This is a genomic window from Patescibacteria group bacterium, assembly GCA_024654625.1.
Taxonomy (GTDB): domain Bacteria; phylum Patescibacteriota; class Minisyncoccia.
Map to the genome: position 1 here is coordinate 1 of JANLHB010000006.1, position 23,486 is coordinate 23,486.

The window sequence follows — 23,486 nt, forward strand, 5'->3', positions numbered from 1 at the left end:
TATTTTTTCCCTTTCCTCAATCGTTAAATGCTTGTATTTCATAACACTTTGATATTATCTGTTTAATCAAAGTGTTGCACTTACTTGTTGAACTGACCAGTGGCAAATAAGTCTATTTGCGTTTTTTGCCGGCCTTTTTAGCCAGCATCTCCTTTTTTACTGTAAGCCTTTTTTTAGTCTTTTTTGAGCGGGAGGCTTTATTCTTCCCTACTCCTGTAATTCTTTTTGCCATAGATATGATTATATACTATTTATTTTAAAAAATCTAAATTTCGTCTAGATTGTCCAATATATTCTTGTTGTTATCGTTGAGTTAAAGTTAATAATTCATATTATATCACCGAGGCTTTGTGGTCGCAATCAAAAAAACCAGCCCTTTTTTAAGGGGCCGGTGTGTGCATTTGGTGTTTGTTAGGCCGAGAGAGCCTTACTCTCCTCTACCACTTCTTTTATAAACATCTCTATCTTTTCTGTCTTTGACACCGTCATCTTTAGGTGCTTGCATTTGTCACCTTTTCTCTTCCATATTTGAGTCCGAATTAGCTCTTTGGCTCCGAACTCGACTTTGTCTCTCTCTAAAGCAGAGAAGATGGAAGTATCCATCTCGTCTTTAGGAAAATCATCTATGTCCTCATAGTATCTCCAGAGAATGAGAGCTTCACTGAAGTTGGGCTTCCATATCTCCTCCACGTAAAGGCGGAGAAAGACGTAACGAATGTCTTCTTTTTTGAATCTCGAGGCCATGTTTATTGCGTCATCCACGGTCATCGCCTGCAACTTGGTTGTCTTAAGGAGATTTTCCATGATCTTCTTAGTGACCATGCTAGCGGATGACTCTATGTTGTTGATGAAAAAGGCCAAGTCGTCAAATGACAGGCATTTTGACTTGGGGATTAAGGACATAGTCTTTGCCATGATGCCGTTCTTTATTCCCAGACAAGTATCTTTTGGATCAAAGAGAGACAGCATCCTATAAGCGCATTCCAAAGATGTGATCTCCTTCTCTGCAAGAACGAAGGCTTGTTTTACCAGGGCTTCACATCTTGTACTGTTGCCCTCGTCGTATAAGGCATTTAGACGGTGCAGAAGGCCTATTGCTTCATCGAAAGAATAGACCTTGTCGTTCTCGGCTAACGCTTCTGCTATCCGTTGCCTAATGTCTGACATGGTAAAAGGGGCTCTTATAAGCTCTTTGTATTTCTCTGCCTCCTCTCTGCTTACGAACTCCGTTGATAATGCAAGACTGTCGACTATTTCTTCGACGACACTTGGGTCGATCAATTCGCGTTGTATACTTCCATAGCCAGTATAGTTTTCGCCTCTGAGGACGCCGGCAAGGATTAATAAGTCTCCATGTCCTACCCTTGCCTCCATGACGAGTTTTTCTATGGTCTTGGTCAACTGATGTCTCAGCTCTTCTGGGTATGATTCGGAACCAAGCCCGAGCAGAAAAGGAAGATCTTTAGCGTAGACGGTTTTCTTATGAATGTAAATTTTCACAAGGGTTCCGCCTGCCCGCTTACTCAACCCTGAGATTATCTTAGCAATATCTCGTGTTTCTTCGGCACTAAGCTCCAAGGTTGCCGCCTTGCGCACGATATACTTTATATATCTTGTATTTAAGCGGCGATTTATAAGGCCAGACTTGCGGTAGATACACAGTTTACCTGCCACAGCGCAGAGCTCTTCAAAGCTCTTTGTCTCCATCACTTCTCTTTTGGTGATGAAAGAAAACAGCAATAAAAATAGGCTTTTCATCTCGGCACTCTCCTGTTTAAGGTTTTTGATTCGTTATATTTTTAAGGAGCCCTGACCCTTTTTGCATGATTAAAGGGATGATAACTTTTGTCAGCTTAATAGATATAAAGTAAATCGTCAATGGTAGCTAATAAGCGACACGAAGCACAGCCCTTTATGTCGTTTATGTTGTTCTAATTAAGCATCCAGATCGAATAATTCAGATACGAAGCAAAGCTAACCCAGAGAAGATATGGCACGAGGAGATATGTCGCCGGCTTGTAGATTTTGTAAAAGACAATCATCGTCCAGACGATAGCAAGCCAAAGGAAGATAATATCAACGAGCGCCCATCCCGGGCTGTGCAAACCGAAAAAAATAATTGACCAGACAGCGTTTAAGAAAAGCTGTATGCCAAACACGCCAATCGCAATCTTGATTTCTTTCTTTTTGTATGACGAGGTCTTCTTGCCCGCCATAGCTTCAGTGTCGGCGGGAGCGTAGGATAACCAGATCAAAAATACCGCAACGCCCATCAGCACATAAAGCGTCGTCCAAACTGGTCCAAAAATCCACGCCGGAGGATTAAGCGCAGGCTTCACGATCCCTAGATACCAAGTGGGAATTGCAGACGTGGTAAACACCGCGCCAATTGCGCCCGCAGAAAGCGAAACACCAATTGAGATTATTAACTTAAAGAAATTATTTATTCTCATAAGTATATTTTAACAGAGAACTGCCGGGAATGATATTAAAAATTTAATGACTGGTGGCTTACACCCAATGTATGGGCTTCTCACCTCTGGAAGTAAGATATGTGTTCGTCTTACTGAAGTGCTTACAACCGAAGAAGCCGGAGTGGGCGGAGAAGGGTGCGCTGCCTTGAGCACTAAGTGCTTCTTGTCGTCTATTATCTTCCCTTTCTCTTCGGCGTATTTCCCCCAGAGGAGGAACACCAACCCCTCCTTCTCGTCGGAGAGCTTCTTGATGACAGCGTCGGTAAATTCTTCCCAGCCTCTCCCTTTGTGCGAGGCGGGGTTGTTGGCCTCTACCGTCAGGATAGCATTTAGAAGCAAGACCCCCTGCTTGACCCAATGTTCCAAGTTGCCCGTCTTCGGTATCGGCAGTCCGAGGTCGCTGTTGGAGCTCTTTGTAGATATTCTTCAGAGAGGGAGGTATATCTACACTGTCCGGCACGGAGAAAGAGAGCCCGTGCGCTTGCCCCTTTCCATGGTAAGGATCTTGCCCAAGGATGACGACCCGGACTTTGCTAAAAGGGCAAAGGTTAAAGGCGCTAAAGATGGACTTGGACGGAGGGCAGATAGCCTTCGTCTTGCATTCGTCTTTCACAAATTTCGCAATCTCTTCAAAATATGACTTTTTAAACTCGTCTGCCATCACCTCCTTCCACTCAGGGTCAATTTTTATATCTGTCGGGTTCATATCCTCCACTTTAGCATATTTACGTAAGCCGGTAGCCTATCCACGCGCCTATTGAGGCGCCGACAGCGCTTAAGAGGACAGATGACATGGAAAGCAGACCCCCTCCCCAGAGCGCCGGTATATAACCACCGACAAAAGAGCCGATAAAAAATCCCACCCAGATAAGTGGTCTATCTCTCATATCTTCGCATTATATCGCAAAATAAAATAAAAAACCCGCCAAGTCGTGTGGACTTGGCGGGTTATAAATTTTGGCGAAGGCAAAAACCTCCATACGCTACTTTAAAGATCATCAATCTTTTTTACTGCCTTTGCTATACCACCCATTATCTTGGTGGGGTGTGACTCTCTTCCTGCCTGATATCCTCTGTTATACGCTTCTTCAAACCTTGATGAACCAAAAACTACTCGAGGTGCTTCTCCGTTAGCACCATCTTCAAACCCCTCGTTGCTTGCTCGTTGAGTTAAGACCATATCTATTCCGCTCATTATTCCTCTGAGAATTCCCATTTATCCCTCCCTTTTTCTTGTTTTTGTCTTTTTAGAATCCTATTCTAGGGTAGTATAGCATCATCATATTGTCAAATTTGAAAAACGAACGGGAAAACTAAAGTGGAAATGGGGAAATGGAGAGGGGGAAATGGGGTCAGCCACCATTCTTTGGTCTTCCAACACCTCTCAGTGTTTGACCAAGCTTAAACTTATCTACCATTTTCCCTATCCATATATTATCACCATCAAAAATTTAGACACGAGCATTTGCGTGATTAATTACACGGTAAACATAGTTGCCAATATCAACTCTTTCTATTCGTGGCATATGTAAATTATATCATAAATAGTGGCTGACCCTATTTCCCGCTTATGCCCCAACACCTTTTCCGTTGATCGTTCATGTGTGAAGTATACCAAAACCTGAAAGGTTCGAATACTCTTAAAAAGTCTATTTAGAAGAATATGGTATAATTCCTTCTATGAGTAAGGTAAATATTCTTAAAATCTTTCTCGTGTTTTTTATAGTAAGCACTGGTATTTTTGCCTGGCTTTTATTCACAGAGGAGAAGAGCCCCTCTTTACACTTTACGCCGGACGGCCTTCCTTTGCCTCCGGGTGTAGTCCTTCTCCCCTACGACGGTGATATAACCCTAGGTGGGATAGCCACTACCACCGACAGGAGAGATAAAGACTCGCCCTACAAAAAGATAAACTATGTATATGCGAAGAAAGACGGTGTGATATATTATGCCGAACCAACGATGCGACTCACAGATATGCCTGTTTATACTGAAGTAGAGGGGGTAGACACAGAGACATTTACCATAACAGAGACAGTGCATACACAATTAGGACTCGCGTCTGATAAGGACCATATCTTTTTTGACGGAGAGATAGTAGATGTAGACAAGCCCTCTTTTGAAGTGCTGACGAATTGGTATTTCAAAGATAAAGACTATATCTATCATGTTGAAAGTTACAAGTATGACTACTCTCTAGTAAGGCTAGAGCGTGACATACCAACATTTCGCATATTTGTGACGGGTGGCCCTCGCTCCGACTACACTCTTGATAAAAATGGTGTATATTATGCAGGAGAAAAGATTCCCGATATTGACTCAGACACATTCTCCGTCGTCTCTTCCCCTGCTGAGATTGCCCTACTAAACGGAAAAGGCGGCCCGGATTTATCTGGACTTTATATGCGCGATCTTAATAATATTGTATACCGAGGGAAGGTGCTTCCTGGGGCAGATGTCGCCAGCTTCAAGCCGATCTTCACAGGGCCATATATTCAAGAATTTGGTAAAGATAAAAGTAATGTATATTATGAGAGTTCTCTCGTGACAGGAGCCGACCCTGAGACATTTACCACAGAGACGCGCCAGGTATACGAAGGGTGTCGTTTGGGTATGTATGGAGTTGATTCAGGCGCCGTCTATTATAAAGAGATGAAAGTTAATGGCGCGGACCAAGAAACGTTTAAATCTTTGTATGGCGAGTACGGCAAAGACAAAAACAATGTTTACCTTAGGGGTGTATTGCAAGAGGGCCTCAATCCTCAAACATTCACATTTGATTGCGATTACGGATAGGCTCATTTTTTTGACTCCGTTTAATAGCGAGGGGAAATGGGAAATGGGGTCAGCCACCATTTTTAAACTTTCCTATACGCTTAATATATTTATAATCTCATACTATCACACACCCATAAAACACAAAACACGGATTTTTCCGTGTTTTGTGTTTTATGCTCCGCGGGAAATGGGGACGGGGACAATATTCTCTTATTCAAATAAACCCCAGAACCACCTATAAATTCCTGGAATTGGCGCGTTCTCTTCCGGATTTTCAGTTTCAAGAGTGTACCGCTCTCTAGACGGCGCATCTTCGTACGTATCAAAATATTCTTCTGCGTTATCGGCGGTCTCTTTTAAGGATGGTGTCGCATCTTCTACAATGTCCACCGAATCACTCACCGTTTTAGGTGAAAATCCTCCAGATATTGCCTGAAACGCCACATCAAGCCAGTCGGTGATGGTATTCCAAATCCCGGAACGACCCTTCTCTTCTTTTTCTTTTACTTCGGGAATGATGCTTTCATCATCTTCATCGTGCGCAAGTATCGTCACCACGCCATGTCCACAGCCATCTGGAGACGGATCAGATACACCATTTAAATCCCCGTGATAATGTACATAATCACAGTTCTCGCCGTGATTTAAGCTGGCGTCAACCAAAGGCACAACCTGCCCGGCAACCATCGCTTCATGGTCAGCCAAAGCGATACTCGAAACAGCTAGAAATGCCACTACTGCAAAAAACGATATATGGAATATGTATTTTATGTTTGTCATGACTTAATTATACTGCCAAAATAATAGAGGTCGCAAGATGAATATGTGGGTAACGAAAATAGAGGCCAGGCGACACTTTTACATACCTCAACACTTCTTAGTATCCTTATGATTATTTACCTATAGTCCAATTATATTATAAATACAGAAGAAATGTTATTTACCCTTACTATAAATATCACTGACTATACATGCGAATATGAACAAATTCCATCCCGCTTATTTTTATTTAACTTCACTTTTGGAGACGCTATGGAGTATGGCGTTTATGACAGAGAGGACAATTCCGAATATAAGCGCCCACCAGAAGCTATCTATTTCAAACCCAGGGACGACAACCTCGACGAGCATGATAAGGAGAGTATTTAAGATAAGAAGAAACAGCCCGAGCGTCAGTATGGTGATAGGTAGTGTGAGTACCACCAAGACAGGACGGACAAATCCATTAACCGCCCCTAGTACGATTGCGATAATTACAGCCGTTATAAAGCCGTCAACATACACTCCACTTAAGAGATATGCTGAGATAAGGATTGCTATTGCCGATATGAGCCAATGAATAAGTATTTTCATAATGATAAATTATCTAGTAAATACCTGGGTTCTATATATAAATACTAACACAATAAATTGATAAAACGAGAAATGGGGTCAGCCACCATTCTTTGGTCTTCCAATACCCCTCAGTGTTTGACCAAGCTTAAACTTATCTACCATCTTCCCTATCCATATATTATCACCATCAAAAATTTGCACACGAGTATTCGCGCGATTAATTACATGGTAAACATAGTTGCCAATATCAACTCTTTCTATTCGTGGCATATGTAAATTATATCATAAATAGTGGCTGACCCCATTTCCATTTCCATTCTGACCCCATTTCCATTTCCCATTTCCCCCTATGACCCATTTCATTTCCATTTCCCATTTCTCATTTCCTCCATTTCCTCATTTCCCTACTTTTGCTAGTGGAATTTATTTTAATTTACGGCAATCTTAAAACTTCATTTGATAAATAAATTAAATGGTTAACAAAAATATTAAACTGCCCTGCTGTATGTAAATTTTCAAATTGTTTTTGCTTGTCTTTGTTTAGTTTTATTGACTTTTTATACTCTTCGTTATCTATCATATCTGATTCTTTTTGTATTTTTAGATAATCTCCGAGTGCAGAATATAGTTCACTTATTAACAATTCTCTTGTGTAGAATCTGCTATTTTGTATTTTATCCCACCGACCTCTCTCTGAAATACACTCAGATACATAATCTTCAGCCTCTGTTGATAAAGATGTGTTTATTACAGGGGTTTTTAAGTAATTCATATCCTTAAAAATATATAATCTTCTCTCGTTTATGTTTTTTGATCTTCTGAGCTCGAGACTTGTTCCAGACATTATATTTTCTTTGTAATTTACCAACTCCCAGCCATCAAATCCTAATGTATTTAAGTCGCTGTCAGGTATCTTATTTCCATCTTTTTTAAAAAAGTTGAAATAAGATACTTGCACATATTCATATTTTTCAAGATTGTATTCCATGTCAGTATTAATTTTAACTTAAATTTATCGATAAGACCATATGTAAACGAGTGGGGAAACTCCGCGGGCAGGGATCTTTCATTACATGAACGGTACAGGTTTCGCATCTCGCTTCGCCCTAATGGGCTCGCTACGATATGCTCAACCTCTTCGAATTCTGCACACGAAGCAAACAGTTGCTTTGCTCCACGGAGCTTAAAAAATCAAAAACCCCCGAAATGGGGGGGGTAAGATTTTTACAAGCTCCGCGGGTAGGGATCGAACCTACGACCAATTGGTTACATTTATCCTAAAGTTTCCTAAAGGGATGGACTATATCATCACCCGTTTCAATTAAAATTAAAACTGGGGTGCGAGGCGCTTCGACCGCAACATGCGGGCTACTCCCTTGCGGGATAGTCTCTACACCTTCCCTAAGTCATTTTCATGACTGGGCTCGGCTCGGGATTACCTTATTTTAAAAAAATTTAGGCTTCCCCGAATTCACCTCGTTTTCATTCCTAAGTTTCCTTAGGAAGCTGCGTTTGTCCACAGCCAACTGCTCTACCTCTGAGCTACCGCGGAATGTTTAAAAACCTTTTCAGGTTCTTATTTATTCTACCTTTATTTATTGATTTTGCAAGAACATTTCAAACAGAAATCCAAGGGTGCCCATTGGACAATTAAACGGCTCAATCCGCCGTGGCTGATTGAGCCGTTTAATTTATCTGTTGGTTATTTAGTAGTCTTTTTATTTCTTTTCGCGAGCTATTTTTAATGCGTTTGTCCACCATAGGAGGTCGTCGAAGAATTTGCCTAAATATTCATTTGAAGATTCAAATAATTCATTTGCAGGCATCTTCCCCGTAAAAACTTGCATCCATTTGTCAGCAGGCAGATGCACAGCGCTCCTAATAGGCGCCATTTGAAGTTCAATAGCGACTTGTCTTAATTGCTCAACAGATCGCGCCCCGGAAACGCTTCCGTAACTCACAAAGCCGACTGCCTTCCTGCTCCACTCTCCATAGACATAGTCAAGCGCGTTTTTAAGCACTGCCGGATAACCGTGATTGTATTCCGGACTTATTATGATAAAACCGTCTGCTTCAGCAATTTTTTCCGTCCACTTTTTGACAATTTCATTTTGATACGGTTCCTTCTTCATAGCTGGCGGTACCGCTTCACTAAAGAACGGCATCGGATAATCGCGTAAGTCTAAGAGCTCCGCTTCCACTCCGTCGCGTTTTTTAATCTCACTAAATACCCATTCTGCCGGCTTCTCGCTAAAACGACCTTGCCTTGTACTTCCAATTATGACTTTTATTTTTAAACGATGAGCTGTATTCATATAGTTATTAAAAATTAACTAATAACTTCTTAATTGCTTTATTTTCTCATGCTGGCGAATTTTCTCTATAACCTTTGATTCAATCTGCCTGATACGCTCTCTGGTAACGCCGAACTCCTTCCCTACTTCTTCCAGAGTGTGGCTCACGCCGTCGTCTAAGCCAAAACGCATCTTCAATATCTTCTGTTCTTTTGGAGACAAGTCGGATATTATCTCATCTATCTGGTCTTTCAATATTCTCTGTGAGGTTTCCTGCTCCGGTGATAGTATCTTATCATCAGCTACAAATTCGCTAAGCGTTGATTTCTCGTCGTCATCTCCTACTGGCGCCTCAAGAGAAAGTGTTCCTTGGGAAATCTTTTTTATATGATGAATTTTACTAACGTCAACGCCCATTTCTGCCGCCACTTCTTCATCAAGCGGTTCTCTGCCAAGTTCACGGGCCAATTTTCTGGAATTCTGCTTGAATTTAGTGATAGTCTCTATCATATGAACGGGTATACGGATAGTGCGCGCCTGGTCTGCTAATGCTCTTGTTACTGCTTGCCTTATCCACCATGTCGCATAAGTTGAGAATTTATATCCTTTAGTCCAATCAAATTTTTCCACTGCTTTGAATAAGCCGATATTCCCTTCTTGAATGAGATCAAGCAGCGTGAGATCAGGACTGCGTCCTACATATTTTTTCGCAATAGAGACGACTAATCTTAAGTTTGCTTGAGCAAGCTTTGTTTTTGCTTCTTCGTTTCCTTCCATAGAAGCTTTCGCCAGTTTTCTTTCTTCGTCAGCGTTTAGAAGCGAAATTTTTCCAATCTCTTTAAGATACATTTGTATAGGATCCAATTGGGAGGAAGATGTCATCGGAAGCATTTTTTTAGGCGCTTTTTTTGATTTTTTCTCAGGTTTTGGTTCTTCTAAGAGTCCGGTTACGCCCCCCTCAAGGATATCTATTCCTGCTTTTTGAAAATTTTGATACAGTTCGTCTAAGAATATGACATCATCTTCTATATGCGGAAATTCTTTTAATATCTCGGCATAGGTAACAAACCCTCTATGAGAGCCTTTTTTTGTAAGATTTTCTATTTTCTTTTCTATGTCTTCCGCGGATGCTTTCTTTTCTCTTTTTATCGCAGTGATTTTCTTTTTTGCCGGTTTTTTAAGCGCAGAAATTTTCTTTTTCTTTATAACTTTTTTTACCGCTTTTTTTGTTTTAGCGTTATTCTTTTTTTTAGCTGGTGATTTTTTATTTTTCATTTTTTTATTATTTGTAAAATTTATAAAAGTTTTATTAATTTTTGGAATTCCTCTAGTGATGAAGCAAGATTCTCTTGGTCTCCGATGACCTCAAATTTACGAATTCTATCAGACAATTCTTCCAATTTTTCTTTCAAGCTTTCTTTCTCAAGGCCGGCTAACAGAATTTCCGCCTCTTTATCCAGTGTCTCAGAATCAGTGTAGGAAAGTTCTGCTTCAAAAGTTAATTTATTATAAGATTTTTTTATCTGTTCGTCAAGTTCGTTTTCTTCTGTTTTAAGCATCTTTTTCCCCTCTTCTGACAATAAATCAAAGCATTTTACAGCTACCGTGTCTATAATGGCTTTAAAGTTATTCTCATCTTTTTTTTTCTGCCATAAAATGAGCCCTAAAAGCCTTTCTTCTATTGATTGCCTACGGCTCTTTGGCGCTATTTGGCTCTCTTTGACTCCAATTTGTGAATGGTGTTTGAAATCCTCTCTTTTATTTTGTTTTAACAATTTTTTTAATTCTTCCATTATCGGCTCTTCTGGAAGACGGATTGCTTTGGCGACTTCTGACACATAATGCGAACGCTCTATTTCGCTTTTTATCTTCGCAAGAAGAGGAATAATCTTTTTCTCCGTTTCCTTGCGGGCGTCTTTTATATCCTTAAATTTTGAAATAATCGTATTCAGGTAAAATGTTATAAAAGGCTTTGCATTGGCAACCGCCTCTTCCCAGTGTTCCGGATTTTTTTTTATCAAGTCGGCAGGATCTTTCTCCGTTATTGATACTATCTTTACTTCAAAGCCCATGGCAAGCGCCATACCGACAGCTCTCTCTGAAGCCGCAAGTCCGGCTTCATCAGTATCAAAAGATAAAATTAAATTGTCAGCTAGCCTCTTTATGATTTTTAAATGTTCTTCTGAGAGCGCGGTACCTGACGTGGCGACTGTATTCAGAACGGATGTCTGTTGGCTCATCAGAAGGTCCATCTGCCCCTCCACAAGCACGCAGCTATTTTCTTTTCTTATGGCATTCTTGGCTTTATCAAATCCGTAGAGAATTCTTGATTTATCAAAAAGCGGAGTCTGGGGGCTGTTTATATATTTGGCATTCGCCATTCCTTGGTTTTCATCTCCAAATATTCTCCCGCTAAATCCTACGGCTTGCCCCATAGAATTAAAAATCGGAAACATTATCCTTGAACGGAATCTGTCATAAAAGCCTTTAGGCGATTTTATAATCATTCCGGCTTTTTCTATATCAATATCAGAGAAATTTTTGTTCTTCAAAAATTCATATAAATTCCTCCAACCATCCGGCGCAAAGCCGATACGAGAATTTTTTATAGAATCATCGCTTAATCCGCGTCCCTTAAGATAAGAATAAGCCTCTGTATTTTTGACAAGCTGGCTTTGATAGAAAGAAACGGAGTTATCAACAATCTTCATTAACGCATCTTTTTCATTTTTTTCTTTCGGATTCTCGCTCTTAAGCTCTACTCCGGCGCGAAGAGCGAGCATTTTAAGAGCCTCAAGAAAATCAACTCCCTCTATCTCCATCACAAAGCTGAAGATATCTCCTCCCCTATTGCAGCCAAAACAATGCCAGCTTTCACGTGTTGGCGAAATAAAGAAAGAGGGAGTTTTTTCATTGTGGAATGGGCAGACTACTTTGAAGTTAGCGCCCGCTTTATAGAGTTTTATATAAGAACCGATAAGGTCGGTGATAGAAAGACGGGATTTTATTTGATCTACATTTGATGACATAATAAAAGAATAAAAAATAAGTATCTAGGCAAATAGTAGCATATATTCGCCTAAGCCTACAAAATGTTTAAGATCAAAGATGAGAAAGTTTAAATTTTAGCTCCCCATCTCTTCCTTATCGCGTGTTTCGTATTCTTTTTCCGGTTTTCTTTCCCCTCTTTTCCTAAAGCCTGTTCCTGCCGGGATAAGGCGTCCTATCATTACATTCTCTTTTAATCCTATGAGCTTGTCCTCTGCTCCGTTTAAGGCTGAACGCACCAATATCCTTGTAGTATCTTGGAACGATGCTGACGATAAGAAGCTTGCGCTTGTAAGCGCTACTTTTTTTATACCCATAAGCTGTTTGATTGACTCGGCTTCTTCTCCTCCTTTCTCTTTCATTTTCTTATTTTCCTCAATAAGAATATATTTTTCAACTATTTCTCCATCGTTGAATTTAGTATCGCCTTGCTTTTTAATCTTAAATCTTGAGAACATCTTGCTGATAATTGTTTCAATGTGTTTGCTTGCAATGGCCGCCCCTTGAGAAGAGTAAGTTGTGTCAATCTCAGAAAGTATATAATTCTGAGCCGCTTCTTGTCCTCCGGTTGAATAAAGCTCGGAAATATCTATCGCCCCGTCTGTGAGAGGAATACCCGGCTTAACCTCTTGCCCTTCTTCTACAATAATATCTCTTCCAAACGGGATAATATAAGATTTCTCATTTTTGCCTGATTTTCCTTTGGCGTCTTTTACCAATATTGTAAGAGTTTTTTCTTCACCTTCTAATGTTATGCCACTGACTATTCCATCTTCATGAGATAACACTGCCGGGCTTTTAGGCTTGATCATTTCAAAAACTTCTTCAACGCGAGGTAAACCTTGAGTAATGTCTCCTCGTCCAGCCACTCCTCCAAGGTGGAAAGTTCTCATAGTAAGCTGAGTGCCCGGCTCGCCGATAGCTTGAGCGGCGACGACTCCTACAGTAGCGCCTATTTCCACTAAATCATTTCTTCCGAGGTCTCTTCCGTAGCAAAGTTGGCATATTCCTATTGTAGCTTCGCAATTGATAGGAGAACGGACAATAACTTCAGATACACCTCCATTTTCAATGAATTTCGCTTCTTCGCTGTTTATTAAATGATTTTTTTTAAATTCGCGCGTCTCTCTATCTACAGTTATTTTAATCGGATTTAATAGAATTCTTCCGTCAATATAGGTGGAAAGATTTTTATTTTTCTTTATGGCGTCTTCCTTTTTAATAGTGATACCATGTGTTGTTTTGCAGTCATGTTCATTTACTACCACATCTTGAGCCACATCAACCAGTCTTCTTGTAAGATAGCCCGCTTTTGCCGTCTTCAGAGCTGTGTCGGCAAGACCTTTTCTTGCGCCGTGAGTAGAAATGAAATACTCAAGAACAGTAAGTCCCTCTTTATAACTTGAAAGCACAGGGAAATCTATAATCCTTCCGGCAGGGTTAACCACTTGTCCTTTCATACCAATCATCTGAGCAATCTGCGCCCATGTTCCTCTGGCATTTGAAGTAACCATAACATAAACAGGACCTAATTTATCCAACCCATCAGGCACTAACTTATCAAGGCTATTTCTTACCCCTTCCCACGTTTCAATAATCTTTTGATAACGCTCATTGTCGGTAAGGAGTCCATCTTTGTATTGGTCCCCGATTAAAGCGACTTTGTTTCTTGCTTGTTCAACTAATATTTCTTTATCTTTAGGAATTACAAGGTCCTCATAGCCCCAGCTTATACCAGACTTAGTGGCATATTTATATCCGAAATTTTTTATCTTATCCAGAATTTTTGGAGTATTATCAGAACCGTATTTAAGGATAAGTTGGTCGGTGATAGATGAAAGTTTCTTCTTGGACATTTCATCATTGATAAAAGGAAAATCCGTAGGAAGAACACTATTGAACAAGAGTCGTCCTATGGAAGTTTCAAATAATTGCCCTGCAAAGGCTTTATATTTAGGGGTGTCTGTTCCTGGAAGTTTTATTTTAGCCTTAAGATCCACGTGGCCGAAGTCAAACGCGGTTATAGCGTCGTTTGGACTTGCGAATACTTTTCCTTCTCCTTTTTCTCCGTCAACGATTTGTGTCATCCAGAAACACCCTAGCACTATATCTTGAGTAGGTTGGACTACAGGCTTGCCGTCCCCCGGATTCAATAGATTTCTAGATGAAAGCATAATTTCTTTCGCCTCTTTTTGAGCTTTGTCAGACAATGGAACGTGTACAGCCATTTGGTCTCCGTCAAAATCGGCATTAAAAGCGGAACAAACAAGCGGATGAACTTGAATAGCGTTTCCTTCTATAAGAACAGGCTGAAACGCCTGAATCCCAAGACGATGAAGAGTAGGCGCTCTGTTTAAGAGGACATATTTATCTTTAATAATTTCTTCAAGAATAGCCCAAACTTCCGGAGTCTTCTCGTCAATAAGTCTGTTTGCGCCCCTTATATTAAACGCCATTTCTCTTGAGATTAATTTTGATATTACAAATGGACGGAAAAGCTCAAGCGCCATATGCTTAGGCAGTCCGCATTGATGCAGATTAAGTTCCGGACCGACAACGATAACGCTTCGTCCTGAATAATCAACTCTTTTTCCTAGAAGATTTTGCCTGAATCTGCCCTGCTTTCCTCTTAACATATCAGCGAGTGATTTAAGAGGGCGTCTTTGAGCCTGTGAAATAGCCGTCTTTTGTGATTGCCTTGCAGAATTATCTATAAGCGCATCTACCGCTTCTTGCAGAATTCTTTTTTCATTTCGGCAGATTACATCAGGAGCTCTTAACTCAATAAGCTTCTTGAGGCGATTGTTTCTGTTTATAACCCGTCTATAAAGATCATTAACGTCAGAAGTGGCGTGCCTTCCTCCATCAAGAGCCACCATTGGGCGCAAGGCTGGCGGAGTGACAGGTATAACCGTCAAGAACATCCATTCAGGACGCACGCCGGCTTGGTCCATGGCTCTGACTAGTTTTAATCTCTTTTGATTTTTTACTTTTTCTGAAGCTGAAGCTGTTTCAAGTTTTGCTTCAATCTCACTGTGAAGCGCTTTTAGGTCTAGGTTTTTGCAGATGTTATAAAGACCCTCCGCGCCTGTCTCCACCTCTAAGAGTTCGCCGTATTTAAGACTTATATTGTGATATTCAACTTCATTTAATACTTTATTTGACTTGATTGAATCAAGTTCCGCCCTTGCCATAGTCAAGGCGTCTTTAAGAGTATCTTTTTCTTCTCCTTTTGCTTTTTCTTTAACTTTGGATTTATATTCTTTCTCAAGGTCGTTTCTCAGTTTTGTCTTAGCTTCCTCGTTTACTTTAGTAATAATATATCCGGCAAAATAAATTACTTTTTCAAGATCCGCTATTGAAAGATCCAAAAGAAGTCCGAGTCTTGAAGGAATGTTTCGTATAAACCAGATATGAGAAACAGGCACTGCTAAAGCGATGTGCCCCATTCTCTCTCTTCTTACTATGGATCGCGTTACTTCCACTCCGCATTTTTCGCAGATGATGCCTTTGTAGCGGATGCGCCTATACTTGCCGCAGTAACATTCATAATCCTTTTCCGGTCCGAATATTCTCTCATCAAAGAGCCCCTGACGCTCTGAGCGCTGAGTTCTGTAATTTATAGTTTCAGGTTTTGTAACTTCACCGTGAGACCATGAAAGGATCTTCTCCGGAGAAGCAAGTTTTAACATTATTGAATCAAAATCTGTGACTTTTTTTTCCATAAAATTTATTTATTCTCGTTAATTTTTCCTTTTAATTCTACGTCAAGAGCCAAACCCTTCAATTCGTTTAATAATACGTGAAATGATGCCGGCAGGTTCGGTTCTTTAAATGATTCGCCTTTTACTATGGCGTCATATGCCGCAGATCTTCCAATAATGTCATCTGATTTTATAGTAAGCATCTCTTGCAATATGTGAGCGGCTCCGTATCCTTCAAGCGCCCATACTTCCATTTCTCCGAATCTTTGTCCTCCGCCTTGCGCTTTCCCTCCAAGCGGCTGTTGAGTAATAAGAGAGTATGGTCCGACTGAACGCATATGTATTTTATCTTCAACCATGTGGTGAAGTTTCATTATATACATATAGCCGACAGTCACGTCATTGGCAAAAGCCTCTCCCGTTCTGCCGTCAAATAGTTTTGTTTTTCCCGTCTCAGGGAGTCCCGCTTTCTTAAGTTCTTCTTTAATTTCTTCTTCTTTTACGCCATCAAACGGAGTGGTGATAGCCTGGAAGTTGCCTCCGGCGGCCGCCCAGCCTAAATGCGTTTCAAGTATCTGTCCGAAGTTCATACGGCTTGCAATACCTAATGGGCTCAAGATTATATCAACAGGCGTTCCATCTGCGAGGTAAGGCATCTCTTCCTCAGGCAAAACTTTGGAAATAACGCCTTTATTTCCATGCCTTCCGGATAGCTTGTCTCCTACCAAAATTTTTCTTATCTGGGCAACTTCAATTTTAATCTGTTTTATTATACCTGACTCAAGCTTATCTCCTTTTTCTCTGGAGAAGATTCTCACACTGACAACGCGCCCGCGCTTTCCATGCTCAAGCCTGAGCGATGTATCTTTTACGTCTCGGGCTTTCTCTCCGAAGATGGACCTTAAAAGACGCTCTTCCGGAGTTAGCTCGGTCTCTCCTTTTGGAGTAATTTTACCGACTAAAATATCGCCGGCCCTTACTTCGGCCCCGATTCTGACTATTCCGTCTTCATCAAGGTCTTTTAGCTTGTCCTCTCCAACATTTGGAATATCAAAAGTAGTCTGCTCGGGACCCAGTTTGGTATCACGGACATTTACAGAGAATTCTTCAAGATGAATACTGGACAAAACGTGATCTTTTACCAATTTTTCTGAAATGACAATAGCATCTTCATAGTTTGCTCCTCCCCATGAAAGGAAAGCTACCAGGATATTTTGTCCTAAAGCCAGCTGCCCGTCTCTGCTTGATGAGTTGTCGGCAAGAACTTGCCCGGCCGAGATTTTGTCGCCCATATTGACAATAGGTTTGTGATGGAATGCGGTAAAATCGTTCGTTCTTAGGAAATTTGTCAGTTTGTAGATCCTTTCTTTCTTGGATTTTTTCTCTTTAATCCTTATCTCGCTTGCGTCAACAAAGCTTACCTCGCCGTCTTCTTTTGCAATAATAAGCCTTCCGGAGTCGCGCGCGACTTTCTCTTCAATTCCGGTTGCAACAAGCGGGGCTTGGGTAACGATACAAGGTGTCGCTTGTCTCATCATATTTGAACCCATGAGCGCTCTCGTCGCGTCATCGTGTTCAAGAAAAGGAACAAGAGATGTGGCTATGCTAAATGCTTGGTTTGGCGCCACATCCACGAAGTCAACTTCTTCTTTTGGGATATATCCGGGGTTGGTCCGAGACCTTGCTTCCACTTGGTCATCAAGTATTTGCATTGTTTTAGAGTCATAACTAAGCATAGCGTTAGCTATGTTGTATTTAGATTCATCATGCGCGTTTAAGTAAACTATCTCTGTAGTTATTTTTCCCTTTACTACTTTTCTATAAGGCGTTTCTATTATCCCGTATTCATTAAGCTTGGCATAACTTGAAAGGTTAACAACCAAACCAATATTCGGACCTTCCGGTGTCTGGATAGGGCAAATTCTGCCATAGTGCGATGTATGAACGTCTCTAACATCAAGACCCGCCCTCTCTCTTGTAAGTCCACCCGGACCTAAAGCGGATAATCTTCTAAGATGCTCCACTTCAGAAAGCATATTTTGCTGGCCCATAAATTGTGAAAGCTGATTGGTAGCGAAGAATTCTTTCATTACAGCAGAAAATGGCCTAGGGTTTACTATCTGATTTGACATAAGAACTTCTTTGTCCAGCGTAGACATTCTGTCTTGAATGTTTTTCTTAAGGCGCGCCATGCCTACGCGAAGCCTTTGCTGGAGCATTTCACCGACAGCTCTTATCCTTCTATTTCCTAAGTGGTCTATATCATCGCTTACCGCTCTTGGATCATTATTCATCTCAATTATTTTTGAGATGATCGCCACCATATCATCAAAAGAAATTACTTTTGATTCATTTTTTATATTATTTACGGGGAATCCCAGCCTATAATTAAGCTTATATCGCCCGACTTGAGACAAATCGTAACGAGCCGGACTGAAAATATCTTCAATAAATCCTCTGGCATTTTCAGGAGTTGTCGGTTCTTCCGGCCTAAGCCTCTTAAACACTTCCATAAAAGCGTCTTCGTCAGTCTTTGTTGTTACGTCTTTTTCCAGTGTATTTTTTATGTAAGCGATTTTTCCGGTATCAATTTTGTCAAAATAGGATCCTATCTCTTGATTTGTTTTTTTGTTTTCAACCGCCCTAAGAACTCTTAAGAATGAAGTTATCGGGATTTTTCTTTTCCTGTCTATTCTGGCGTAGATTGCTCCGTCAGGATCCGTCTCAATCTCAATCCAAGCTCCTCTGTTTGGGATTATCTTAGCTCCAAAATATTTATGTCCGCGAAAAATGTTAGATGTAAAATACGCGCCAAAAGAGCGAGCCAACTGAGGCACTATCACCCTCTCAACACCGTTTATTATAAAAGTGCCATGGTCTGTCATAAGAGGAAGATCGGCAAAAAAGATTTCTTGATCCCTTGTTTCTTTTAGAAATTTGTTGGTAAGTCTGATATTTACCTTAAGGGGAGCGCTATAGGTTAAATTTTTGAGTTTTGATTCGTATTCGTTGAATTTAGGTTCACTTACGGAAAAACCGATAAATTCAATGGTAAATTCTTTTTCAGAATAATCACTAATAGGTGAAAATTCGTCAAAAAGTTCTTTAATTCCCTCTTTTAAAAACCATTCGTATGAAAATGTCTGGACTTCAACAAGGTTAGGCAAGTCAATAAAAGGTTTCTTGTATCTGGAAAAAAATTTCTTCTCTCCTAAATGCGATGATGGCTTATTATGCATAAAATAACAAAAAAATACAAAAACCGCCCTTCCGCCTCATTCTTCAGGGGATCTTTGCAGATTTCTTCTTATTTAATTAGTTAAATGATAAGTGATCACTAATTAAAGCTATTAATTATATTTCCTCTGCCCTATTGCTTCAAAAACTCAATCATTTAGATATTAATAACTATTATACACATGCCTCAAAATCTGTCAAATTTTGTTGCAGTGTTAACAAATAGCGATGGTAATGTGCACCACTCGGTGGTGCACATTTAGGTAAGATAATTAACTTCGCCAGTTGACGAAGTGAGCCGTTTAATCGTCCAAGGGGTCCCCTTGGACAGGGTTAATAACCCCTAGTCACTGGTGACTAGTCTATAATAAAAACGACCCCGCATGGCGTACTATGCGGGGTCTTAATCATTTAAATTCTACTCTGCACATTTTTGCATATAAGCAGGAGGTAGTTGAATAACACCGAGATGTTTATTCGACGAATGATGCCTCGCCCTCTTGAATGGGCCCTTGCAGATATCATACACAGGACAAAGACCTTTCGTGTCGATATACTTGCAAGTTTTACATCCAAATTTGCCAAGTATCCAAGTGGCATTTGCCGCCCCTTTAATACCCTCGTATTTACGGAAGACATCCTTCATAAGTGGCGACAGGATCTTTTCCAGCTGTTGTGCTTTGATACGACCTCTCCCTTCAAGAACTCCTGTTGATGTGCTGATTGCTTGAACCCAACTATCAACAGGAACAATGTTCTCAAATGAAAGGTCTCTGAACTCTCGCAAGAACATTGAGAGGAGGCAAAATATTTTTCCTTTTGAACCAGGAAAAATATTTGACACCCCGTGCTCTTTACCGACCTTCCTCAGATTCTTTAAGAGTTCTATCGTATTCTCCACCCCTTCATAAATTTCAAAAGGGTCCCCATTAAAGAACCTGTCCAGATGTTGCTTTCGCGTGAGAAAAAACTCGACCTCCTTATGAGGAAGTGCGATCTTATACGTTCTGAAAAGTTGACGCATGCGCCAAAGAGAAGGACGTATCCCTCTACTAAAGAGCCGAGGATTGCGATCATACATATTGGCAAAGTTCCGATATAGGAACGTGCTACTTGTCCTCTTGTCAGAGAGAGCGATAAGTGTCAACCAATACAGATGCTCCTTGCTCCCCTCCTCAACTTTCTTTGGAAGAGAAACGTGCTGAGGCCCAAAGACCTTTACAGGATAGAGAGTGAATATCCCCTTGTTTTCTTGATACCACGTAAAAATCGTTTCGAAGACTTTACGAAACTGAGTCTCGTTCACCCTTATCACTTTTGACCACCTCCTTTATTATGTTTTGTACAAATGTCTTCTGTGGCTATTTTACTTAAACAGTAAAAAAAGTAAAGCTCTTGTACAGTTAACCTTATGGGGTGACATTTATGGTAAATTGAGGTGACAAAGGTTAATCATCTTAATTTACAAAGGCGAAAAGCCTTTAAGCATATATGGCAAACAAAAATCAAGAGGCGGCGTATCTGCCGTGGCGGATGAGCCGTTTAATTATCTTACCTAAATGTGCACTACCGGAAGGTGCACATTATAAACTTAACGTTAAGTTTATTTTAGAGTATAAAAAACGCTTCGGCCTGTTTTGCCGTGTTGGGCCACCTTCCCCTTCTTCTCCAGTTCGTTTAAGTATCGTTCCGCGGTGGAGTCAGACACCTTGAGAATCTTTTCGATATCATCGTTTGTCACTTTCTTATTTTCTTGAAAGATTTTGAGAACCTTGTCTTTGTTTTTGTCTTTTTGGATAATTCGTTTTGAAACAACCGAGGTAGTCCTTGAAGTGGCCTTTGAGATTACTGGAGCGACAGTAGTAGAGGTTCGGTATGTTTTTTCTTATTTTTAGATTTAATTTTTTTCTTTAGAGTTTTGAATCCTTTGGTAGTCCAGCTTCGGCTGAGGTAAGAACCTAAAGCTATTCCTAAGATGAAATATAAAATATTCTCCATATATTTATATTAACACGCAACTTTTAAATTATTCTAATCAAAACTGTGGAGAAACGAAATGTCTAACACTCGGTGTTGGACACCATACAAAGGAATTTCCTTTGTCCTTTGTGGTTTGGATTTATATCTCCACACCGGCTAGTTAAATAATTTTACTATTTGCGTTATAATAATCTCATTATGATGACAACCTATAAGCACAAAAAGCTAACTTGGATAAACTTAGAGTCTCCGACGAGAGACGATGTTGAAAAAATTATAAACGACTATTCAGTCCCTGTTCTTGTCGCCGATGAACTCATGCGCCCGACACTTCGCCCTAAAGTGGATGTCTATCCTAATCTTATTTACCTCATACTTCATTTCCCTGTTTACAGCCAAAAGATGCAAGGTTCAGACGGACGCGAGGTGGATTTTATAATAGGAAAGAATTTCCTTATAACAAGCCACTATGAGACGATTGACCCTCTTCATGAATTTTCAAAAATGTTTGAAGTGAATTCAATACTGGATAAAAGCAATATGGGCGAACATGCCGGCTTTCTCGTCTTCTATATACTTCGTCAGCTTTATGAATTCTCACTCAGACAGCTTGACCATATAGAGCAAAAAATTGACCAGATAGAAGATAATATATTTAATGGCAAAGAGAAAGAAATGGTAAAAAAAATATCAGTTGTAAATCGCGACCTTATAAACTTCCGCCAAGCCATAAGACCGCATAAAGAGATACTCTCTTCTTTTGAGTTTGCGGGAACTAATTTCTTCGGCGAATCTTTCGCTTATCACCTAGCTGACATGATTGGTGAATATTATAAAGTGGCAAACCAGCTAGAAATACAAAAAGAGACGTTAACGGATCTCCATGAGACAAATGACTCGCTCCTTTCTACAAAAACCAATGAAGTGATGAAGTTCCTTACCATTATGGCTTTTGTCACTTTCCCTCTTTCTCTTTTGGCAGCCATCTTTGGTATGAATACTGACTATCTTCCGCTTGTTGGCATAAGGGGTGATTTTTGGATTGTAATAGGCGTGATGGGTACTGCCACTATATTTATGTTCGCCTTCTTTAAAAGGAAAGGTTGGATGTAATCGTTTTTAAAAGATGCTAAAACTTTACAACACTCTTCCAAGGAAAAAAGAAGTTTTTAAACCGCTTATTGATAAAAAAGTGGGACTTTATACTTGCGGTCCGACTGTTTATGATTATGCGCATATAGGCAACTTAAGGACATATATCTTTGAAGATTTGCTTAAGCGAGTCTTGGTGTATAACGGCTATAAAGTTAATCATGTTATGAATTTCACTGACGTGGGGCACTTGGTCTCTGACGCGGACGAAGGTGAAGATAAGATGACCAAAGCGCTTCGGCGCGAAGGTAAGCCTTTAACACTTGAAGCGATGAAAGAGGTGGGCAGTTTCTATGCCGATAAGTTTAAAGAAGATACAAAAAGTTTAAATATTATACCGCCTGATATTTATTGCTCCGCTTCAGATCACATACAAGAGCAAATAAGTCTTATAAAAAAATTAGAAGAGAAAGGTTATGTATACACCACAAGCGACGGAGTCTATTTTGATATTTCAAAGATTAAAGATTACGGCAAGCTCGCCGGTCTATTGAAGGATGAGAGTCAATCAGCCAGCGCAGACGAGAAATTCGCAAGGATCGGTATTAATCCGGAGAAGAAGCATTTAAGAGACTTTGCTTTGTGGAAGTTCAACAAAGATCTAGGCTGGGATAGCCCGTGGGGAAAAGGTTTTCCAGGCTGGCATATAGAATGCTCGGCTATGTCTATGAAATATCTTGGAGAGAGTTTTGATATTCACTGTGGCGCGGAAGACCACATAAGAGTGCATCATACGAACGAGATAGCACAATCTGAAGCGGCAACAGGAAAACCATTTGCCAAATATTGGCTACACGGGGCTTTTCTTAAGTTTGGCGACGCTAAAATGTCTAAGTCGGCCGGCAGTTTTATAACTCTTAAAGATGTAGTAGAACACGGCTACTCCCCTCTTGAATTTCGGCTACTACTTCTGCAAACTCACTATCACAAACCCATGAAGTTTATTTGGGAATCGCTTTCTCAAGCCAAAAGCGGACTTCTGCGCCTCCGTGAATTTACTGAAAGATTAAATGAAGTTTCTGAAGAAAGAGAATTTTCTTCCAATATAAAAGAATTATTAACTAAAATCAGGAAAGAATTTAAGAACGCGATAAACGACGATTTGAATTCTCCAGAGGCGCTTGCTATTCTCTTTAATCTTGTGACAGATATAAACAAGCTTATAGATGAGCGCAATCTCTCAAAAAAAGATGCGGAAAAAGTTTTGGAGTTAGTAGATGACTTTGACGCAGTGTTGGGGCTTGAGCTGGCAAAAAAAGAAAAAGAAGTAATACCGGAAGAAGTGTTAGCGTTCGCTATCGCTAGAGAAAAAGCTCGTGAAGATAAAGACTGGCAAAGAGCCGATGAACTGCGAAACGAGATAACCAAACTCGGTTACTCTACAGAAGACACTGTCAAAGGCCAAAAAATAAAAAAGATATAACCCCGCCAAAAGTATGATACTAACAGAATATTGTCAATAGTTTTTGATTTATCCTAACTGT

19 protein-coding genes and 1 pseudogene are annotated in these 23,486 nt (G+C 40.2%); 3 read left to right on the forward strand and 17 right to left on the reverse strand.

Translation table 11 applies throughout. The features are described 5' to 3' along the window. Positions 1-411: 411 nt before the first annotated feature. From NUV40_00655 to NUV40_00675, 5 genes and pseudogenes are all read right to left on the reverse strand, one after another. Complete coding sequence (locus NUV40_00655) at positions 412-1,758, reverse strand: hypothetical protein (protein MCR4342398.1); 1,347 nt, start codon at positions 1,756-1,758, stop codon at positions 412-414. Between the two features lie 173 nt (positions 1,759-1,931). Next, complete coding sequence (locus NUV40_00660; GenBank protein MCR4342399.1) at positions 1,932-2,453, reverse strand: tryptophan-rich sensory protein; 522 nt, start codon at positions 2,451-2,453, stop codon at positions 1,932-1,934. A 58-nt stretch (positions 2,454-2,511) separates the two neighbouring features. After that, a pseudogene (gene ung / locus NUV40_00665) lies at positions 2,512-3,180 on the reverse strand (uracil-DNA glycosylase). A gap of 19 nt (positions 3,181-3,199) precedes the next feature. Continuing rightward, the gene (locus NUV40_00670; GenBank protein ID MCR4342400.1) at positions 3,200-3,361 is read right to left on the reverse strand and encodes a hypothetical protein; all 162 of its coding nucleotides are present in this window, start codon (positions 3,359-3,361) and stop codon (positions 3,200-3,202) included. Positions 3,362-3,462: 101 nt separating this feature from the next. Further along, the gene (locus tag NUV40_00675) at positions 3,463-3,690 is read right to left on the reverse strand and encodes a hypothetical protein (protein ID MCR4342401.1); all 228 of its coding nucleotides are present in this window, start codon (positions 3,688-3,690) and stop codon (positions 3,463-3,465) included. A 464-nt stretch (positions 3,691-4,154) separates the two neighbouring features. On the opposite strand from NUV40_00675, the gene NUV40_00680 reads away from it, so the two are divergent. After that, entirely contained in the window at positions 4,155-5,270 is a 1,116-nt protein-coding gene (locus NUV40_00680) for a DKNYY domain-containing protein (GenBank protein MCR4342402.1), read from the forward strand. 192 nt (positions 5,271-5,462) lie between these two features. On the opposite strand, the gene NUV40_00685 is transcribed toward NUV40_00680, so the two are convergent. The 12 genes from NUV40_00685 to NUV40_00740 all read right to left on the reverse strand — a co-directional run bounded on the left by NUV40_00685 (position 5,463) and on the right by NUV40_00740 (position 20,868). Then, positions 5,463-6,032: a hypothetical protein gene (locus tag NUV40_00685; protein ID MCR4342403.1), complete on the reverse strand. Its 570-nt coding sequence runs from the start codon at positions 6,030-6,032 to the stop codon at positions 5,463-5,465. A 225-nt stretch (positions 6,033-6,257) separates the two neighbouring features. Beyond that, positions 6,258-6,605 carry a phage holin family protein gene (locus NUV40_00690; protein MCR4342404.1) on the reverse strand — a complete coding sequence of 116 codons (348 nt, stop codon included), beginning with the start codon at positions 6,603-6,605 and terminating at the stop codon, positions 6,258-6,260. Positions 6,606-6,683: 78 nt separating this feature from the next. Continuing rightward, positions 6,684-6,857, reverse strand: a complete 174-nt coding sequence (locus tag NUV40_00695) for a hypothetical protein (protein MCR4342405.1) — start codon at positions 6,855-6,857, stop codon at positions 6,684-6,686. Positions 6,858-7,020: 163 nt separating this feature from the next. After that, complete coding sequence (locus NUV40_00700; GenBank protein MCR4342406.1) at positions 7,021-7,575, reverse strand: hypothetical protein; 555 nt, start codon at positions 7,573-7,575, stop codon at positions 7,021-7,023. A 730-nt stretch (positions 7,576-8,305) separates the two neighbouring features. After that, a complete protein-coding gene (locus NUV40_00705; GenBank protein ID MCR4342407.1) occupies positions 8,306-8,902 on the reverse strand; it encodes an NAD(P)H-dependent oxidoreductase in 597 nt (198 codons plus the stop codon). A gap of 18 nt (positions 8,903-8,920) precedes the next feature. Then, on the reverse strand, positions 8,921-10,156 hold the full coding sequence (locus tag NUV40_00710) for a sigma-70 family RNA polymerase sigma factor (protein MCR4342408.1): 1,236 nt from the start codon (positions 10,154-10,156) through the stop codon (positions 8,921-8,923). A 20-nt stretch (positions 10,157-10,176) separates the two neighbouring features. After that, positions 10,177-11,910 carry a DNA primase gene (gene dnaG / locus NUV40_00715; GenBank protein ID MCR4342409.1) on the reverse strand — a complete coding sequence of 578 codons (1,734 nt, stop codon included), beginning with the start codon at positions 11,908-11,910 and terminating at the stop codon, positions 10,177-10,179. A gap of 96 nt (positions 11,911-12,006) precedes the next feature. Next, positions 12,007-15,654 (reverse strand): DNA-directed RNA polymerase subunit beta', encoded by a 3,648-nt coding sequence (gene rpoC, locus NUV40_00720; protein MCR4342410.1) that lies wholly within the window; start codon positions 15,652-15,654, stop codon positions 12,007-12,009. A gap of 5 nt (positions 15,655-15,659) precedes the next feature. Then, positions 15,660-18,872, reverse strand: a complete 3,213-nt coding sequence (locus NUV40_00725; protein MCR4342411.1) for a DNA-directed RNA polymerase subunit beta — start codon at positions 18,870-18,872, stop codon at positions 15,660-15,662. Positions 18,873-19,288: 416 nt separating this feature from the next. Then, on the reverse strand, positions 19,289-20,185 hold the full coding sequence (locus NUV40_00730) for a hypothetical protein (protein MCR4342412.1): 897 nt from the start codon (positions 20,183-20,185) through the stop codon (positions 19,289-19,291). A 288-nt stretch (positions 20,186-20,473) separates the two neighbouring features. Next, positions 20,474-20,668: a DUF977 family protein gene (locus tag NUV40_00735; protein ID MCR4342413.1), complete on the reverse strand. Its 195-nt coding sequence runs from the start codon at positions 20,666-20,668 to the stop codon at positions 20,474-20,476. Between the two features lie 47 nt (positions 20,669-20,715). Then, the gene (locus NUV40_00740) at positions 20,716-20,868 is read right to left on the reverse strand and encodes a hypothetical protein (protein ID MCR4342414.1); all 153 of its coding nucleotides are present in this window, start codon (positions 20,866-20,868) and stop codon (positions 20,716-20,718) included. A gap of 180 nt (positions 20,869-21,048) precedes the next feature. Between NUV40_00740 and NUV40_00745 the strand changes: the two genes are divergently transcribed. Together NUV40_00745 and cysS are read left to right on the forward strand one after the other, a co-directional pair. Further along, entirely contained in the window at positions 21,049-21,963 is a 915-nt protein-coding gene (locus NUV40_00745; GenBank protein ID MCR4342415.1) for a magnesium transporter CorA family protein, read from the forward strand. Positions 21,964-21,976: 13 nt separating this feature from the next. Beyond that, entirely contained in the window at positions 21,977-23,425 is a 1,449-nt protein-coding gene (gene cysS, locus NUV40_00750) for a cysteine--tRNA ligase (protein MCR4342416.1), read from the forward strand. Positions 23,426-23,486: the final 61 nt, after the last annotated feature.